The organism is Candidatus Mycobacterium wuenschmannii, assembly GCF_030252325.1.
Lineage (GTDB): Bacteria > Actinomycetota > Actinomycetes > Mycobacteriales > Mycobacteriaceae > Mycobacterium > Mycobacterium wuenschmannii.
The window spans coordinates 3605461-3621222 of record NZ_CP126981.1; the positions used below are offsets into that span (position 1 = coordinate 3605461).

Below are 15762 nucleotides of genomic sequence, written 5' to 3' on the forward strand. Positions count from 1 at the left end.
TGACGATGATGCCGGCGTAGCCGGGATCGAGGAGTGGCGTCCGTGACTTTGGTCTTGCGCTATGCAGCGCGCAGCGATGTCGGCTTGGTGCGATCCAACAACGAGGACTCGGTGTACGCCGGTGCGCGCCTGCTGGCGCTCGCCGACGGCATGGGCGGGCACGCCGCCGGTGAAGTCGCCTCGCAATTGGTGATCGCCGCCCTCGCCCACCTCGACGACGACGAGCCCGGCGGCGATCTGCTGGCCAAGCTCGACGCCGCGATCCACTCCGGTAACTCCGCGATCGCCGCGCAGGTCGAGATGGAACCCGACCTCGAGGGCATGGGCACCACATTGACCGCAATATTGTTCGCCGGCAATCGAATTGGGATGGCCCACATCGGCGACTCGCGGGGCTACCTGATGCGCGAGGGCGAACTCACCCAGATCACCAAGGACGACACGTTCGTCCAGACGCTGGTCGACGACGGGCGGATCACCAAAGAGGAGGCGCACAGCCACCCGCAGCGGTCACTGATCATGCGCGCGCTCACCGGCCATGAGGTGGAGCCGACGCTGACCATGCGCGAGGTGCGCCTCGGCGATCGTTATCTGCTGTGCTCCGACGGACTTTCCGATCCGGTGAGCGACGAGACGATTCAGGAAGCGCTGAAGATCCCGGACGTCACCGATAGTGCCGACCGGCTGATCGAGTTGGCGTTGCGCGGCGGCGGACCCGACAACGTGACGGTGGTGGTCGCCGACGTCGTCGACAACGACTTCGGTCCCACCCAGCCGATCATCGCGGGCGCGGTGTCCGGTGACGCCGACGTACACGCGCAGCTGACCCGGCCCAACACCGCGGCCAGCCGCGCCTCGGCGCTGACCCCGCGCAAAGAGGCACCCAAACGGGCTGTGCCCCAAATAGATACGGCCCCGGCGCCGCGGCGGACGCGCCGCCGGATGCTGATCGGCGTGGCGCTGGCCATCCTCCTGGTGCTGGCGGGGTTGGCGGTCGGCCGCACCGTGATCCGAAGCTACTACTACGTGACCGACTACAACGGCGCGGTGTCGATCATGCAGGGCATCCAGGTATCGATCCTGGGAGTGCCTCTGCACCAACCTTATTCGCAGGGCTGCTTGGACAGTCGAAACCAGTTGTCGGTGATCCGCTTCGGCACGCCAGCGAACAAAGACTGCCGGCTGATGAAGCCGTCGGACCTGGCCGAGTCGCCCCGCGCGCAGGTCGCCGCCGGGCTTCCGGTCGGCACACTGGAGCAGGCCAACGCGCAGCTGCGCCAACTCGCCACCGACTCGCTGCTGCCGCTGTGTCCGCTGGCGCGCGCGCAATCACCCACCCCGGCCCCGTCGTCCGCCCCTACCCCCTCCGCCTCGGCCACCGCCGAGCCCGGCGCGGGAACCACTGCGCCGCAAGAGTCTTCGGCGACCCAGTCGCCGGCCGCTCCGACCGCCCCCGCGCTCTCCCCGCCGCCACCCCAGCCGGGCACCGACTGCCGGACTCCGGAATGACGACGCAGCCGCAGGCGCCCGTCACTGTCACACCCTCGTTGCCGAACCGGCGCAATGCCGAGCTGATGCTCGTGGGTTTCGCGACAGTGATCACCGCCGCGGCATTCGCGATCGTGCAGGCCAATCAGGAACGCGGCCTCAGCTGGCAGCTGTTCACCTATGCCCTGGGCTTCCTGGCGGTATTCGGCGTCGCGCACATGGCGATCAGACGCTATGCGCCGTACGCGGATCCGCTGCTGCTGCCGATCGTGGCGCTGCTGAACGGGCTCGGCCTGGTGATGATCCATCGGCTCGATCTCGACGAGCGGCTGGCCGAGGGCAGTGGCCGCGCCGTCACCAACCCCCAGATCCTCTGGACGCTGGTCGGGGTCGGCGCCTTCGCGTCCGTCGTCGTGCTGCTGAAGGACCACCGCCAGCTCGCCCGCTACGGCTATGTGTCCGGGCTCGCCGGCCTGATCGCGCTCGCGGTTCCCGCGCTGCTGCCCAAGTCGCTGTCCGAGCAGAACGGCGCGAAGATCTGGATTCGGTTGCCCGGCTTCTCCATTCAGCCCGCCGAGTTCTCGAAGATCCTGCTGCTGATCTTCTTCTCGGCCGTGCTGGTCGCCAAGCGTGGGCTGTTCACCAGCGCGGGTAAGCATGTGCTGGGGATGGATCTGCCGCGGCCACGCGACCTCGCCCCGCTGCTGGGCGCGTGGACGGCGTCCATTGCGGTCATGGTCTTCGAAAAAGATTTGGGCACATCGCTTTTGCTGTACGCGTCGTTTCTCGTCGTGGTGTACCTGGCCACTCAGCGGTTCAGCTGGGTGGTGATCGGGCTGGCGTTGTTCGCGCTGGGCAGCGTGCTGGCCTACTACGCCTTCGGCCATGTCCGGGTTCGGGTGCAGACCTGGCTGGACCCGTTCGCCGACCCGGACGGCGCCGGCTACCAGATCGTGCAATCGCTGTTCAGTTTCGCGACCGGGGGAGTGTTCGGCACCGGGCTGGGCAACGGCCAGCCGGACACCGTGCCCGCTGCCGCAACGGATTTCATCTCCGCGGCGTTCGGCGAGGAGCTCGGCCTGGTCGGACTGGCCGGGATCCTGATGCTCTACACGATCGTCATCGTGCGCGGCATGCGGACCGCGATCGCCGTGCGGGACAGCTTCGGCAAGCTGCTGGCCGCGGGCCTGGCGTCCACGCTGGCGATCCAGCTGTTCATCGTCGTCGGCGGCGTCACCAATCTCATCCCGCTGACCGGTCTGACGACGCCCTGGCTGTCCTACGGTGGCTCGTCGCTGGTGGCGAACTACATCCTGCTGGCGATCCTGGTCCGCATCTCGCATGCGGCTCGTCGCCCGTTCCGCTCGCCTGCGCCTAACACCTCGCCGATCGCCAGCTCCAACACCGAGGTGATCGAGCGGGTATGAACACCTCATTGCGCCGGATCTCGATGACCGTGATGGCACTGATCGTGCTGTTGCTGCTCAACGCCACCCTCACCCAGGTGTTCACCGCCGACGGGTTGCGGTCGGATCCGCGCAATCAGCGGGTGCTGATGGACGAGTACTCCCGGCAGCGCGGCCAGATCACCGCGGGCGGACAGCTTTTGGCGTACTCGGTGGCCACCGACAGCCGCTTCCGATTCCTGCGGGTGTATCCCAACGCCGCGGTCTACGCGCCGGTCACCGGCTTCTATTCGCTGCGCTACTCCAGCACCGGCCTCGAGCGGGCCGAGGACCCGATGCTCAACGGATCCGATCAGCGGCTGTTCGGCCGCCGCCTGGCCGACTTCTTCACCGGCCGCGATCCCCGCGGCGGCACGGTCGATACGACGATCAGCCCGCGCATCCAGCAGGCCGGCTGGGACGCGATGCAGCAGGGCTGCAACGGGCCGTGCCGCGGCGCCGTCGTCGCGCTGGAGCCGTCCACCGGAAAGATCCTCGCGATGGTGTCCTCGCCGTCGTTCGACGCCAACCAGCTGGCCTCGCACGACCCGGAACAGCAGGCCCACACCTGGCAGCAGCTGCGCGACGACCCGCATTCGCCGATGATCAACCGCGCGATCTCGCAGACGTATCCGCCGGGCTCGACGTTCAAGGTCATCACCACCGCGGCGGCGCTGCAGAACGGCGCGTCCGAGGACGACGAGCTGACCGCGGCATCGTCGATCCCGCTGCCGGACAGCACTGCCAGCCTGGAGAACTACGGCGGCCAACCCTGTGTCAACGCCGAAACCGTCACGCTGCGTGAGGCTTTCGCGCGGTCGTGCAACACCGCCTTCGTGCAGCTGGGTCTGCTCAACGGCACCGACGCGCTGCGCGCGATGGCCCAGTCGTTCGGCCTGGACGCCGTCCCGGAACCGACGCCGCTGCAGGTCGCCGAGTCCACCCTGGGCCCGATTCCCGACGCCGCCGCGCTGGGCATGTCCAGCATCGGCCAGAAGGACGTCGCGCTGACGCCGCTGGAGAACGCGGTCGTTGCCGCTACCATCGCCAATGCTGGCATCGCCATGCAGCCGTACCTCGTCGACAGCCTGCAGGGACCTGACCTGGCCAACATCAGCACGACCGCGCCGCACCAACAGCGCCGTGCGGTGTCCCCGCAGGTCGCGGCTAAGCTAACGGAGTTGATGGTCGGCGCCGAGAATGTGACACAGCAGAAAGGGGCGATCCCCGGCGTGCAGATCGCATCCAAGACTGGTACCGCAGAGCACGGCACCGACCCGCGCCACACACCACCGCACGCGTGGTACATCGCTTTTGCCCCCGCGAAGGCTCCGAAGGTGGCCGTCGCTGTGCTTGTAGAGGACGGCGCTGACCGGTTGTCGGCGACCGGAGGTGCGCTCGCCGCACCGATCGGGCGCGCCGTCATCGAGGCCGCGCTGCAGGGAGGACCATGAGCCCCGCGAAGACGACGCGAGTGAGGATCGCAGCGAGGAACGAGCGAGGACCGGAGCGAGCGGGAGACGAGCCATGAGCCCGCGAGTAGGTGTGACGCTGTCCGGCCGCTACCGCCTGCAGCGACTGATTGCCACCGGCGGCATGGGCCAGGTGTGGGAAGCCGTCGACAGCAGGCTGGGCCGGCGCGTCGCGGTCAAGGTGCTCAAGGCTGAATTCTCGCAAGACTCCGAGTTCATCGAGCGGTTCCGGGTCGAGGCGCGCACGACCGCCATGCTCAACCACCCGGGCATCGCGAGCGTGCACGACTACGGCGAGACGCAGATGGACGGCGAAGGCCGCACCGCCTACCTGGTGATGGAGCTGGTCAACGGCGAGCCGCTGAACTCCGTGCTCAAACGGACCGGACGACTGTCGCTGCGGCACACCCTGGACATGCTCGAGCAGACCGGCCGGGCGCTGCAGGTCGCCCACGCCGCCGGGTTGGTGCACCGTGACGTGAAGCCGGGCAACATCCTCATCACCCCGACCGGTCAGGTGAAGATCACCGACTTCGGTATCGCCAAGGCGGTCGACGCCGCACCGGTGACCCAGACCGGCATGGTGATGGGCACCGCGCAGTACATCGCACCCGAGCAGGCGCTCGGCCACGACGCCACCCCGTCCAGCGACGTGTACGCGCTGGGAGTTGTTGGCTACGAAGCGGTTTCGGGCAAGCGGCCGTTCACCGGCGACGGCGCCCTGACCGTAGCGATGAAGCACATCAAAGAAGCCCCGCCGCCGCTGCCATCGGACCTACCGCCGAATGTGCGCGAGCTGATCGAGATCACCCTGGTGAAGAACCCGGGCATGCGCTACCGCAGCGGCGGGCCGTTCGCCGACGCCGTCGCCGCCGTGCGCGCCGGCCGTCGCCCGCCCCGACCCAACCAGGGCGCCGGCGGTGCCCGCGCCACCCCGGCCGCGATTCCGTCGTCGGGCGCGCAGACGCGCGCCTCGGTTGCGGCCACCACCCGGGCGCCCGCCGCCCGTCGGACCCGGCCGGCCACCGGCGGGCACCGCACGCCGCCGCCGCGGCGCACGTTCTCGTCCGGTCAGCGCGCGCTGCTGTGGGCCGCCGGCGTCCTGGGGGCGCTGGCGATCATCATCGCGATCCTCATCGTGATGAACTCGCACAAGAGCAATTCGGAGCAGCAACCGTCGCCACCCACCGTGAGCCAGACCGACGCCCCGTCCAGCAACCCTGAATCGGCGCCGGCGCATCCAACTAATTGGACGTATCGGGGGCAGGCGGGTAATCCTGAAGGGCAATGCACCCTGCCCACCCCCAGGCGGGCGTCCGCGCTGACGTACTCGTGCGCGACGGCGTCCCAACACGAGAAACCGCGATGACCACCCCGCAGCACCTGTCCGATCGCTACGAACTCGGCGAGATCCTCGGCTTCGGTGGCATGTCCGAAGTCCATCTGGCCCGAGACGTCCGGTTGTCCCGCGACGTAGCGGTCAAGGTGCTGCGCGCGGACCTGGCCCGCGACCCCAGCTTCTACCTTCGTTTCCGCCGCGAGGCGCAGAACGCCGCAGCGCTCAACCACCCGGCGATCGTCGCGGTGTACGACACCGGCGAGGCCGAGACGGCCGGCGGACCGCTGCCCTACATCGTGATGGAGTACGTCAACGGTGTGACGCTGCGCGACATCGTCCACACCGACGGGCCGATGACGCCGACGCGGGCCATCGAGGTGATCGCCGACGCGTGTCAGGCGCTGAACTTCTCGCACCAGCACGGCATCATCCACCGCGACGTCAAGCCGGCCAACATCATGATCAGCAGCACCAACGCGGTCAAGGTGATGGACTTCGGCATCGCGCGGGCGCTGTCCGACAGCGGCAACAGCGTCACCCAGACCGCGGCGGTGATCGGTACCGCGCAATACCTGTCACCCGAGCAGGCGCGCGGCGACACCGTCGACGCCCGCTCCGACGTCTACTCGCTGGGCTGCGTGCTCTACGAAATGCTCACGGGGGAGCCACCTTTCGTGGGTGACTCGCCGGTTGCGGTGGCGTACCAGCACGTCCGCGAAGACCCGATTCCGCCGTCGCGGCGCTACGAGGGCATCTCCGCCGACCTCGACGCCGTCGTGCTCAAGGCGCTGGCGAAGAACCCGGAGAACCGCTACCAGACCGCCGCCGAGATGCGGGCCGACCTGGTCCGGGTGCACAACGGCGAGCCGCCCGAGGCGCCCAAGGTGCTTACCGAGGCCGAGCGCTCGTCGCTGATGACCGCGCCGCACTCGTCGGATTCGACTGGCTCGCAAACCAATCCGCTGCCCCGCCAGCAACTCGACTTCGTCCGCGACCGCAATCCCGGTTCGGTGAGCCGCTGGGTGATCGCAGTCGCCGCCCTGGCGGTGCTGACCGTCGTCGTCACCGTCCTGATCAACACCCTCGGCGGCGGCATGCGCAACGTGCAGGTGCCCGACGTGCGCAACCAGGCCTCGGCCGACGCGATCGCGGCCCTGCAGAACCACGGCTTCAAGACCCGCACCCAGCAGAAGCCCGACTCGACAGTGCCACCGGACCACGTCATCGGCACCGATCCCGGCGCCAACACCAAAGTCGGTGCGGGCGAACTGATTACGGTCAGCGTATCGACCGGGCCGGAGCAGCGTGAGGTGCCGGACGTGTCGTCGCTGAGCTACTCCTCGGCGGTCAAGAAGCTCAAAGCCGCCGGGTTCACCCGCTTCAAGCAGGTCAATTCGCCGTCGACGCCGGAGACCAAGGACAAGGTCATCGGCACCAACCCGCCGGCCAACCAGACCTCGGCCATCACCAACGAGATCGCGGTGATCGTCGGTTCCGGTCCGTCGAGCAAGCAGATCCCCGACGTCGCGGGGCAGACCGCCGACGAAGCCCAGAAGAACCTCACGGTGTACGGCTTCTCCAAGTTCGCGCAGGCCGCGGTCGACAGTCCCCGGCCCGCCGGATCCGTCGTCGGCACCAATCCGCCGGCGGCCGCCAACGTTCCGGTGGACACTGTGATCGAGTTGCAGGTGTCCAAGGGCAACCAGTTCGTGATGCCCGACATCACCGGCATGTTCTGGACGGACGCCGAGCCGCGGCTACGCGCCCTGGGCTGGACCGGTGTCCTCGACCGTGGGCCTGACGTCGATGCCGGCGGCTCGCAGCACAACCGGGTGGTCTACCAGAGCCCGACCGCGGGTCAGGGCGCCACCCGGGACGGCAGCATCACGCTGAAGTTCGGTCAATAGCCAGGCTGTCGACCAGCTCGCTCTCCAGCCTGCGCACCAGGCCGTCGTCGCGCGGCTGACCGCAATCGGCCAGCCAGTTGGCCAGCATCCGGTGCCCACCCTCGGTGAGGATCGACTCCGGGTGGAACTGCACCCCGTGGATCGGCAGGTCGACATGGCGCACGCCCATGATCACGCCGCTCTCCGTTCTGGCGGTGACCTCGAGTTCGGCGGGCAACGTCTCAGGCGTGATCGTCAGCGAGTGGTACCGGGTCGCGGTGAAGGGGTCCGGGAGTCCTTGCAGCACACCGGTATTCAGGTGGTGGACGCTGCTGGTCTTGCCGTGCAGCAGCTCCGGCGCCCGGTCGACGGTGGCGCCGAAGGCGACCCCGATGGCCTGATGGCCGAGGCACACCCCCAACAGCGGCGTGCGCGTCGCGGCTGACGCCCGGACCAGGTCGATCGAGGCGCCGGCCCGCTCGGGCGTGCCCGGGCCGGGGCTCAGCAGAATCCCGTCGACCTCGGCGGCGGTGCCCGACGGGTCGGCCAGTCGCGGGTCGTCGTTGCGCCACACGGTCGCCTCGACACCCAACTGGCCGAGGTACTGCACCAGGTTGAAGACGAAGCTGTCGTAGTTGTCGACGACCAAGATCTGCACCGTGACAGGTTACTCAAGCCCTGGTGAAGTCAGTAGCTGACCGGGCCCGCCGGCTCGGCGTAGTGCGTGCGCACCGGCTCGCTGTGGCCCACGACGTGGACGTCGGAGACGGCGTGCTCGGTGTAGCCGAGGCCGAACCGGACCACGTACTGCTTGTAGAGGATCACCAGGGGAGCGCCGGCCAGCGCGCTCTGCATCGCGGTGGCGTCGCCGATCGCGGTGATCGTGTACGGCGGGCTGTAGGTCCGCCCGTTGAGCAGCAAGGTGTTACCCACGCAGCGGGCCACCGAGGTGCCGATGATCCGCTGGTCCTGCATCTGGATGGCCTCGGCGCCGGCGCTCCACAGCGCGTTGAGGACCGCCTGGATGTCCTGCTGGTGCACGACCAGGTCGTCCGGGGAGGCGTCGCGCGGGAAACGGCCGTTGGCGTCGCGTTGGGCGTCGTTGAGTGTGACGGTCAGCCCGGGGCCGTGCACGGGATCCAGGCCGGCGTCGTCGGCCAGCTCGGCCGAGCGGCGCAGCATCGCCGCCAGCGCCGCGTCCGCGGAGCGGCCGTGGGTGGAGTCGATGGTGTCGGAGAGCTTGTCGCGATCGGTGGTCAACCGGTCGACGGCGGACTGTTCGCTACGTACCAGGTCGACAAGCCGGGGGGCATCGCTGCGCCGAATCTCACCGCCGCGGGAAACGCCGTGCGTCGCGCCGATCATCAGACCGGCCAGTAAGCAGACGACCGGGACACCCACCCGCCACCGGGAGGGCTGTGCGTGCTCGTCGTCGTTGGAGCGGGCGGGCAGCAGCCGGGGGATCCGTCTGGCCATCGGCTCTCCGTCCGCTGCTGGTGAGTGCGTTACGCTCGCTCTGCCTACCGTAGCTCCGAGTTATACCCGAGGTAGAAATGCCCAAGTCCAAAGTCCGCAAGAAGACCGATTTCACCGTGAGCGCGGTGAGCCGCACCCCGGTCAAGGTGAAAGCCGGGCCGTCCAGCGTGTGGTTCGTGGTGTTGTTCTGCGGCCTGATGCTGATCGGCCTGGTCTGGCTGATGGTCTTTCAGTTGGCGGCCACCGGCCCGGACGCGCCCGCGGCACTGAACTGGATGGCCAATCTCGGGCCGTGGAATTACGCCGTGGCGTTTGCCTTCATGATCAGCGGCCTGTTGCTCACGATGCGGTGGCGTTAAGCCTGCTTCTGCCCGGCCAGCAACGGGTGAGAGCCCGGATCACACGCGTGTGATTCATCCCCATTGTTGATAGCTGCTGTGGATAACTGCATCGGCAGTGGTAGACCCCCTTAGGAGCCCCGTGCAGCAAACTCAGTGGGCGCCGTCTCCGGTCGGAACCGCAGCGTGCGGGCTCGCGGGAGTTGTGATGGCTACCACATGTGTGACCGTTGTCACAGATGCTCCGGGACGGCTTTTGCTGGGCATTTCCGCCGTCGGATTGATCCTGTTCGCGGGCGGAACATGGCGCGCGCGGCCGAAGCTGGCAATCACCGACGACGGCCTGCAGATAGGCGGTTGGATCCGCCCGCAGCTGCTGCGGCGGCCCGACATCAAGCACATCCGGATCACCGAGTTCCGCCGGATCGGGCGCAAGATGCGGCTACTGGAGATCGACGCCCACGACGGTCGGTTGTTCGTCTTCTCCCGGTGGGACCTGGGTACCGACCCGCTCGATGTGCTCGACGCGCTGACGGCCGCCGGCTATGCGGGAGGTGCTCCTCGAAACTGAAGCCAGGGCTGCGATCCGCGCGGATCCGCGGCCCTGGCTTCTGGTTCGAGGCTCTAGGAGATGGTGATCGATTCGATGACGACCGGCTCGGTCGGACGGTCGCCCGGGCCGGTGGCCGTCGTCGCGATGGCGTCGACGACGCCTTGGGAGTCCGCGTCGGCGACCTCACCGAAGATGGTGTGCTTGCGGTTCAGGTGCGGGGTCGGTCCGACGGTGACGAAGAACTGCGAGCCGTTGGTCCCCGGGCCCGCATTGGCCATCGCCAGCAGGTAGGGCTTGTCGAACTGCAACTCGGGGTGGAACTCGTCGGCGAACTTGTAACCCGGGCCGCCGCGGCCGGTGCCGGTGGGGTCGCCGCCCTGGATCATGAAGCCGCTGATCACCCGGTGGAACACCGCGCCGTCGTAGAACGGGCCGGAGCTTCCGCCGGAGGCGTTCTCGGTCGAGTACTCCTTGGTGCCCTGAGCCAGGCCCACGAAGTTCGCGACGGTCTTGGGTGCGTGGTTGCCGAACAGCGCGATCTTGATGTCGCCGCGGTTCGTGTGCAGGGTGGCAGTGGCGGTCTGAATCTGGCTGGAAGTCACGGGATCACAGTCTGCCATCACCGTCCGCCCCACCGGACAGCCGGTGTGGCAGTCTGAACCCATTCCCAAGGCGGTCATGCGAAAGGGCGAGAAATGCGCGCTAAGAACCACACTCACCTGACCCCTCGGGAGCGGCTGAACCGCGGTCTGACCTACACCGCGGTCGGACCCGTCGACGTGACCCGCGGCCTGGTCGGCCTCGGCGCGCACTCCGCCCAGGTCGGCGCGTCCAGCTTGCAGCGGCGCTACCGGGAGGGTCGGCTGGCCCGCGACCTGCGCGCCGCCCAGGAGGCGCTGGTCCAGGAGTTGGCCGCCGCCCAAGAAGTGGTGACCGGTCTGCCCGAGGCGCTCGCCGAGGCCCGTCGGTCGCAGCGCCGCACGCCACGGCCGTGGCTGTTGGCCGGCGCCGCGGTCGGGGTGCTCGCCGTCGGTGCCGTCGCCTTCTCGATCGTCCGCCGCTCGTCGCAGCCGGAGCCGGCGACGTTGCCGCCCAGCGTCGACGTCGACCACCGCCCCTGACCTTGGGCTGGCATCGCTACGAGGGTCGGGCGCTCGCGGACAGCGCCCTGACCGGCGAAGCGCGCGACACCGAATTGGAAAGCTTTATCCGTCTGGACAATTCGCGCCTGTGCGACGTCCGTCTGGAGAGTGCGACCGCAACCGACGACTACGACCGGTCGCGGCGCTGGTACCAGGTGCGCTACCTGGCCGACGACGGCGAGGGCGGCGAGTTGTGAACCGTCGGCCTAGTTCTTACTGAGCGTGAACGGTATGTCGACCACCGTGTTGCCGAGATAGGTGCGGTCGACGCCGGCCAGCGAACCGTCGTTGATCGACACCTCGTGACGAAACGATGTCTTGGGATCAGTAGCGGTCCAGGTATCGCCATCCAGATGGAAATCCATGCCGCCCATCGGGTTCTGGACATGTTTGCAGCCCGCACCGCAGGACGTGAACACCCAAGGCCCGCCGGCCAGCGGACCGGGGCTGCTTGCGTGCGGGGTATAGGAGCCGTCGGCCAGGTCGGCGGATGCCGGAGCTGCCAATACGATCGCCGCGACAGCAAGGGCGGCGGCGGTCACTCTCTTCTGATATCTCACCGATCGAACGCTAACCAGCCCGGCGTTGGCCTGATACAGGGATTTCCCTGGTGATCGGCGAATCTCCAGGGAAATCCCTGTATCTCGGCGGCTGGATGCTCACTAACCTCCAACGAAATACATCTGATCGCAGCACGGCAGAGGGGAACCAGCGATGAAAATGGGGCGGACGATCATTCTGGCGGCGGCGTTGCTGCTGGCCGGGGTCCCGGTTGCCGATGCCGACCCGCCAGACGGCGGTCAGCAGTGTCCCGACCAGCAGAGTGCTCAGAGCCCCGATCAGCAATGCCAGGCGGGCGACGTGGCGGGCAAGGTCATCGACAAGGTTCAGGACGGCGCCGACAAGGCTCAGCGAGCGCTGCAGCAGCAACAGCAACAGCAGGACCCACGAAACAAACCGCTATCGCAGGTCGGTTATCTGTACCTCGTCAACGGGGTCCCGACGTGCTTCCACAACTGGGACGTGGGTGTTGCCGGCATGGTCCCGGTCCAGCCAGTCACACCCTGCTGACGGCGTGGGCGCTGGCCCAGGGCGCACCGGCACGCTTGACTAGGCGCTCCCCCAATTGCCGACGGGAAGCGGTGAGCGGTGAGTGAAAAACGCGAGCAATACCTGCGTGCATACCAGGACGGCCTTGACGCGGAGATCGGTGCCACCAATCCCTACGCTGGCACCGGAGGGTGCGCCAAGCTGTGGCGGCTCGGCTACAAGCGAATGCTGGAAAAGAAGGTCAAAGGGACGCGGGCCATGCTGCGATACCAAGCAGCGAGAGACGGAATGGCCGCGCGGGCGCCATGGAATTGATTGCGGAGCTTAGGGCGAAACGTGCTGGTGTCTGGCGCATGTCGACCAGACCGGCGACACTGGAGGCTGTTATCCCATAGCTGGAGCATTCTGTAGGTGGTGACCGTGCCGGTTTGGTCAGACAGATGGTATTGACAGTCGCCGACATTGAGCGGTGGAACGCCGGAGCAGTGCGCGATGTGTTCCATATCGCCACTGCCCGCGGTAATGCCACTCTGGAGGCGTCTCGTCAGCTCGGCACGCTCGCGGTATTCGACACCTGGGCCGGCCAGACGGCAGAGGCGAGAAAGCACACCAACGCCTCAATCCGGCAAGACCTCGACGCCCACGGTAACGAGTCCTTTGCGGTTGCCATGGCTGCGAACAAGGCCGCCAACGACATCGAGCACGTGCAGTCCGAACTGCGCACACTCAAGCACGATGCCGCCGAGCTGCATATGACCATCGATCCGCTGACGAACAAGCTGGTCCCGACATCGGACCAGACCCTTCCGTCGGAGGCGCTGGTCGCCATGCTGGAGCTGCAGCCCCGGCTGACTAAGATTCTGGCCGAAGCCGACGCGGTCGACGCGGAGTTGGCCGCCGCCATCAACATGGCTGACGGTGACGTACCACTGCCCGCAGGACCCCGCGTGCAGTTCGACCCCAGGAACCCATTCGTCGACGACCCGCGATTCGGGCACTGGGAGAACGTCGTCCCACCGCCGTACACGGGGGCGACACCACCCCGCCGTGGACCGGACACAAATCACTGGAGGGTCTGCCCGGCAAGGGCCCGGGCGGACCGTCCGGCTTCTACGTGCCGGGCGGAAAGACGTGGGCGGATGACGCCGCCGCACCGGCGCTCTACCGCACCGAGCAGTATCGCTTCCGCATCTCGGGCGAGGACTACACCGGCTACACCCGCGTGGTGAACGGCCAGCAGCAGCAGTGGGTGGCCTATACCTACGAAGCCCAGCATTATGTCCAGTACAACGTCGGCGCGCAGGCATGGGCACCGAAAGGGCCGAACGAAGTCACCGGCGAGCTGGGCGGCACAGCAACCGGGGGCCTTGCCGGCATCACGCCGCCACCAATCATCGAGGCGTGGAAACCGGTGTCGCTGCCGCAGATCGCGTCGTGGTCGGCCGGCAGCCCAGCAGCGACGTACTACATACCTGACGGGTGCGGCGGCCAATTCACGTTCAGTGGCGGCGTTCCCGTGGGCGGGATGGCTCCGCCGCCAACGATTCCCAGCATGATCGCCGCGCCACCGTAGACGAGGGGATTACCCGTCACGGTCGTCATCGGTATCCCAATACGCCCACTCCGGTAACGGTGTCAGTGGCGCCGCTCCATATGCCGAGGCTTCATGGCCTGGCGGCGTTCGGACTTGGTTCCAGCGTGGGTCGCCCCGGTTGGCGCGACTCCGTCGAACGCCTCGGATGAAGATGGCAACCAATCCGCCAACGATGAACGCCGCGAGGACGGCTTTCGCCGCGATCAGCAACATGCTGGGCAGCCGGTCAGCTTCGCGAAGTCGGGGACAGTTGCAGGTTGGGGCACGCCTTCTTCAGTGCCGATGTCGCGTTGAACGTCAGGGTGGCTGCGCGCATGCTGTCGTTGTCCGCGCCGGTCGGCACCCCATTGGCGGCCGCGCGTTGACCCTTCGCTGTCAGCGCGGTGCCATCGGCCCAGCCACCCAACTGCGTCTTGAGGTCGGCCCCCGTCACCGAACCTTGAGCGGCGCGAATGTCGTCAGCCATTGTCGATTCGGCATCTGCGATCGCTAACAAATCTTTTGTTTCACCCGGCCCGTTTTGCAGCGTGGTGATTGATTCCTGCATCTTGGTCCACTTGGGCCCGAGCTGCTCGACGATGCCGCAGTCATCCTGCGGACCCGCGCTGTGGTGACGGCCCTGGTTGAACCAGACAGTGGCCGCGATCCCCGCGGCGGCGAGCACGACGATTCCGATCAGCAGGGTTACTCGCCGGCGTGAAGTCGACGAAGAGGCGTCGTCTGCCATGGAGGCGAACATACCCGGCGATCGCACCGCTCTCGCGCGATGGGCGAGGGATCGATCCTTCGGCGCCGCAGACTTCCGGCGTCTCGATTGTGGAGCCTAGGAGATTCGAACTCCTGACATCTGCCTTGCAAAGGCAGCGCTCTACCAACTGAGCTAAGGCCCCTGATATCAATCAGTGGGGAGCCGGCCATCGATCTGGTCGGCGGCCACATGCCAGACCTCGACGCTCTGGTGCGACCGGATTACCACTGCCAGCAACGTGACCGCTGCCAGCGGCAACACCAGTCTCACGAAACCTCTTGGCGAACACATGGTTGTGGGCCTAGGAGGACTCGAACCTCCGACCTCTTCGTTATCAGCGAAGCGCTCTAACCGCCTGAGCTATAGGCCCGCACGCGCATACGGACGAGCGACGAGATTACCGCACCCGAGCGTCTGCGCCCAAAACGCTAGTCGCGGTCGGCCAGCGTCACCTCGACGCCGCCGATCAAGTCCGTGGTCAAGTTGTAGATGAATGCGCCGATGGTGGCCGCCGCGGTGAGCAGAACGATGTTCACCAAGCCGATCAGGATGGCGCCGCCGAAGATCGTCCCGCTGGACACCAGCTCGGCGCTGCCGCTGGTGTTGTTCAGCAGATCGCCGACGTTGCTGTTGAGCTTGCTCCACACGCCCATACCGCCGAGCACCAGATAGAGGAATGCGACGGCGATCATCCAGACGAAGAACAGCGCGACCGACAGCACCGCCGACACCTTCAAGGTGCTCCACGGGTCGATCCGCCGGATCTGCATGCTCGCTCGGACGGGTCCCGGCGTCCGCGACGACACCTGAATGCGGCCCTCCGACCGAACCGGCGCCGTCATCGGACCGTCCGCATGATCGGGGACTGACTTCCGTTGTGTCCCACGGGGAATCGGGCCGGACAGGTCGGGCAGTTCACTGGCGTAAGCATCGGTCTCCCGGCTCTCGTTCTGCGTGGGAGCCGGTACCGGCTCGGCTTCATGTGACGGCGCCTTGGGTGCGCCCGGCGCGGCGGTGCCGGAAATGAACCGGTTGAGTCGGGCCTCGGCGTTGGGTGCGGCCCCGCCCCGGGCGGGCTGCCGCTGCTGACCCGGCGCCGGACGCGCCGGGGGCCGCTTGCGTGGCGTCGCGGCCGTGCCTCCCCCGGTCCCGTTCGGGTTGTCGCCCGGTCCGGCATGACCCGGCTCGTTCGGTGACGTCACCCACTGCTCCTAACCGTGCGACCTGCCAT

Annotated in this window: 20 protein-coding genes and 2 tRNA genes; 12 read left to right on the forward strand and 10 right to left on the reverse strand. The window is 67.5% G+C overall.

Annotated elements, in window-relative coordinates; translation table 11 throughout:
• Positions 1–42 precede the first annotated feature (42 nt).
• The 5 genes from PT015_RS17335 (at position 43) to pknB (ending at position 7651) form a co-directional block, all read left to right on the forward strand.
• On the forward strand, positions 43–1509 hold the full coding sequence (locus PT015_RS17335) for a PP2C family protein-serine/threonine phosphatase (protein WP_285186087.1): 1467 nt from the start codon (positions 43–45) through the stop codon (positions 1507–1509).
• On the forward strand, positions 1506–2915 hold the full coding sequence (locus tag PT015_RS17340) for an FtsW/RodA/SpoVE family cell cycle protein (RefSeq protein WP_285186088.1): 1410 nt from the start codon (positions 1506–1508) through the stop codon (positions 2913–2915). The genes PT015_RS17335 and PT015_RS17340 overlap by 4 nt, the downstream gene beginning before the upstream one ends.
• The gene (pbpA, locus tag PT015_RS17345; RefSeq protein WP_285186089.1) at positions 2912–4387 is read left to right on the forward strand and encodes a D,D-transpeptidase PbpA; all 1476 of its coding nucleotides are present in this window, start codon (positions 2912–2914) and stop codon (positions 4385–4387) included. Before PT015_RS17340 ends, pbpA begins: the two co-directional genes overlap by 4 nt.
• Before the next feature lie 73 nt (positions 4388–4460).
• Positions 4461–5774 carry a serine/threonine-protein kinase gene (locus PT015_RS17350; RefSeq protein ID WP_285186090.1) on the forward strand — a complete coding sequence of 438 codons (1314 nt, stop codon included), beginning with the start codon at positions 4461–4463 and terminating at the stop codon, positions 5772–5774.
• The gene (gene pknB, locus PT015_RS17355; protein WP_285186091.1) at positions 5771–7651 is read left to right on the forward strand and encodes a Stk1 family PASTA domain-containing Ser/Thr kinase; all 1881 of its coding nucleotides are present in this window, start codon (positions 5771–5773) and stop codon (positions 7649–7651) included. The genes PT015_RS17350 and pknB overlap by 4 nt, the downstream gene beginning before the upstream one ends.
• Here the strand turns inward: pknB and PT015_RS17360 are convergent.
• Together PT015_RS17360 and PT015_RS17365 are read right to left on the reverse strand one after the other, a co-directional pair.
• Positions 7629–8288, reverse strand: coding sequence for an aminodeoxychorismate/anthranilate synthase component II (locus PT015_RS17360; protein WP_285186092.1), 660 nt, complete (start codon positions 8286–8288; stop codon positions 7629–7631). The genes pknB and PT015_RS17360 overlap by 23 nt on opposite strands.
• Before the next feature lie 29 nt (positions 8289–8317).
• Positions 8318–9106 (reverse strand): DUF881 domain-containing protein, encoded by a 789-nt coding sequence (locus PT015_RS17365; protein ID WP_285186093.1) that lies wholly within the window; start codon positions 9104–9106, stop codon positions 8318–8320.
• 77 nt (positions 9107–9183) lie between these two features.
• Between PT015_RS17365 and crgA the strand changes: the two genes are divergently transcribed.
• Together crgA and PT015_RS17375 are read left to right on the forward strand one after the other, a co-directional pair.
• On the forward strand, positions 9184–9465 hold the full coding sequence (gene crgA / locus PT015_RS17370; RefSeq protein WP_285186094.1) for a cell division protein CrgA: 282 nt from the start codon (positions 9184–9186) through the stop codon (positions 9463–9465).
• A gap of 121 nt (positions 9466–9586) precedes the next feature.
• The gene (locus PT015_RS17375) at positions 9587–10015 is read left to right on the forward strand and encodes a PH domain-containing protein (RefSeq protein ID WP_285186095.1); all 429 of its coding nucleotides are present in this window, start codon (positions 9587–9589) and stop codon (positions 10013–10015) included.
• Positions 10016–10068: 53 nt separating this feature from the next.
• Here PT015_RS17375 and PT015_RS17380 read toward each other — a convergent pair whose 3' ends face one another.
• Complete coding sequence (locus PT015_RS17380; protein WP_285186096.1) at positions 10069–10617, reverse strand: peptidylprolyl isomerase; 549 nt, start codon at positions 10615–10617, stop codon at positions 10069–10071.
• Positions 10618–10692: 75 nt separating this feature from the next.
• Here PT015_RS17380 and cwsA point away from each other — a divergent pair, with 75 nt between their 5' ends.
• Both cwsA and PT015_RS17390 read left to right on the forward strand, forming a co-directional pair.
• Positions 10693–11118, forward strand: coding sequence for a cell wall synthesis protein CwsA (gene cwsA, locus PT015_RS17385; protein ID WP_285186097.1), 426 nt, complete (start codon positions 10693–10695; stop codon positions 11116–11118).
• A 2-nt stretch (positions 11119–11120) separates the two neighbouring features.
• Complete coding sequence (locus PT015_RS17390) at positions 11121–11336, forward strand: hypothetical protein (RefSeq protein ID WP_285186098.1); 216 nt, start codon at positions 11121–11123, stop codon at positions 11334–11336.
• A gap of 9 nt (positions 11337–11345) precedes the next feature.
• Here the strand turns inward: PT015_RS17390 and PT015_RS17395 are convergent, their stop codons facing one another.
• A complete protein-coding gene (locus PT015_RS17395) occupies positions 11346–11681 on the reverse strand; it encodes a hypothetical protein (RefSeq protein ID WP_285186100.1) in 336 nt (111 codons plus the stop codon).
• 172 nt (positions 11682–11853) lie between these two features.
• Here PT015_RS17395 and PT015_RS17400 point away from each other — a divergent pair, with 172 nt between their 5' ends.
• Positions 11854–12210 carry a hypothetical protein gene (locus PT015_RS17400; protein ID WP_285186102.1) on the forward strand — a complete coding sequence of 119 codons (357 nt, stop codon included), beginning with the start codon at positions 11854–11856 and terminating at the stop codon, positions 12208–12210.
• Between the two features lie 78 nt (positions 12211–12288).
• A complete protein-coding gene (locus tag PT015_RS17405) occupies positions 12289–12504 on the forward strand; it encodes a ribosome modulation factor (RefSeq protein WP_285186104.1) in 216 nt (71 codons plus the stop codon).
• Between the two features lie 302 nt (positions 12505–12806).
• Here the strand turns inward: PT015_RS17405 and PT015_RS17410 are convergent, their stop codons facing one another.
• Positions 12807–13187 (reverse strand): hypothetical protein, encoded by a 381-nt coding sequence (locus PT015_RS17410; protein ID WP_285186105.1) that lies wholly within the window; start codon positions 13185–13187, stop codon positions 12807–12809.
• Between the two features lie 116 nt (positions 13188–13303).
• Between PT015_RS17410 and PT015_RS17415 the strand changes: the two genes are divergently transcribed.
• On the forward strand, positions 13304–13762 hold the full coding sequence (locus PT015_RS17415; protein WP_285186106.1) for a hypothetical protein: 459 nt from the start codon (positions 13304–13306) through the stop codon (positions 13760–13762).
• Positions 13763–14009: 247 nt separating this feature from the next.
• On the opposite strand, the gene PT015_RS17420 is transcribed toward PT015_RS17415, so the two are convergent.
• The 5 genes from PT015_RS17420 to PT015_RS17440 all read right to left on the reverse strand — a co-directional run bounded on the left by PT015_RS17420 (position 14010) and on the right by PT015_RS17440 (position 15733).
• Positions 14010–14510, reverse strand: coding sequence for a flagellar basal body-associated FliL family protein (locus PT015_RS17420; protein WP_285186107.1), 501 nt, complete (start codon positions 14508–14510; stop codon positions 14010–14012).
• A 90-nt stretch (positions 14511–14600) separates the two neighbouring features.
• A tRNA-Ala gene (locus tag PT015_RS17425) sits at positions 14601–14673 on the reverse strand.
• A gap of 5 nt (positions 14674–14678) precedes the next feature.
• A complete protein-coding gene (locus PT015_RS17430; RefSeq protein WP_285186108.1) occupies positions 14679–14801 on the reverse strand; it encodes a hypothetical protein in 123 nt (40 codons plus the stop codon).
• A gap of 26 nt (positions 14802–14827) precedes the next feature.
• Positions 14828–14901 (reverse strand) — tRNA-Ile (locus PT015_RS17435).
• A 58-nt stretch (positions 14902–14959) separates the two neighbouring features.
• Entirely contained in the window at positions 14960–15733 is a 774-nt protein-coding gene (locus PT015_RS17440) for a DUF3566 domain-containing protein (protein WP_285186109.1), read from the reverse strand.
• Positions 15734–15762: the final 29 nt, after the last annotated feature.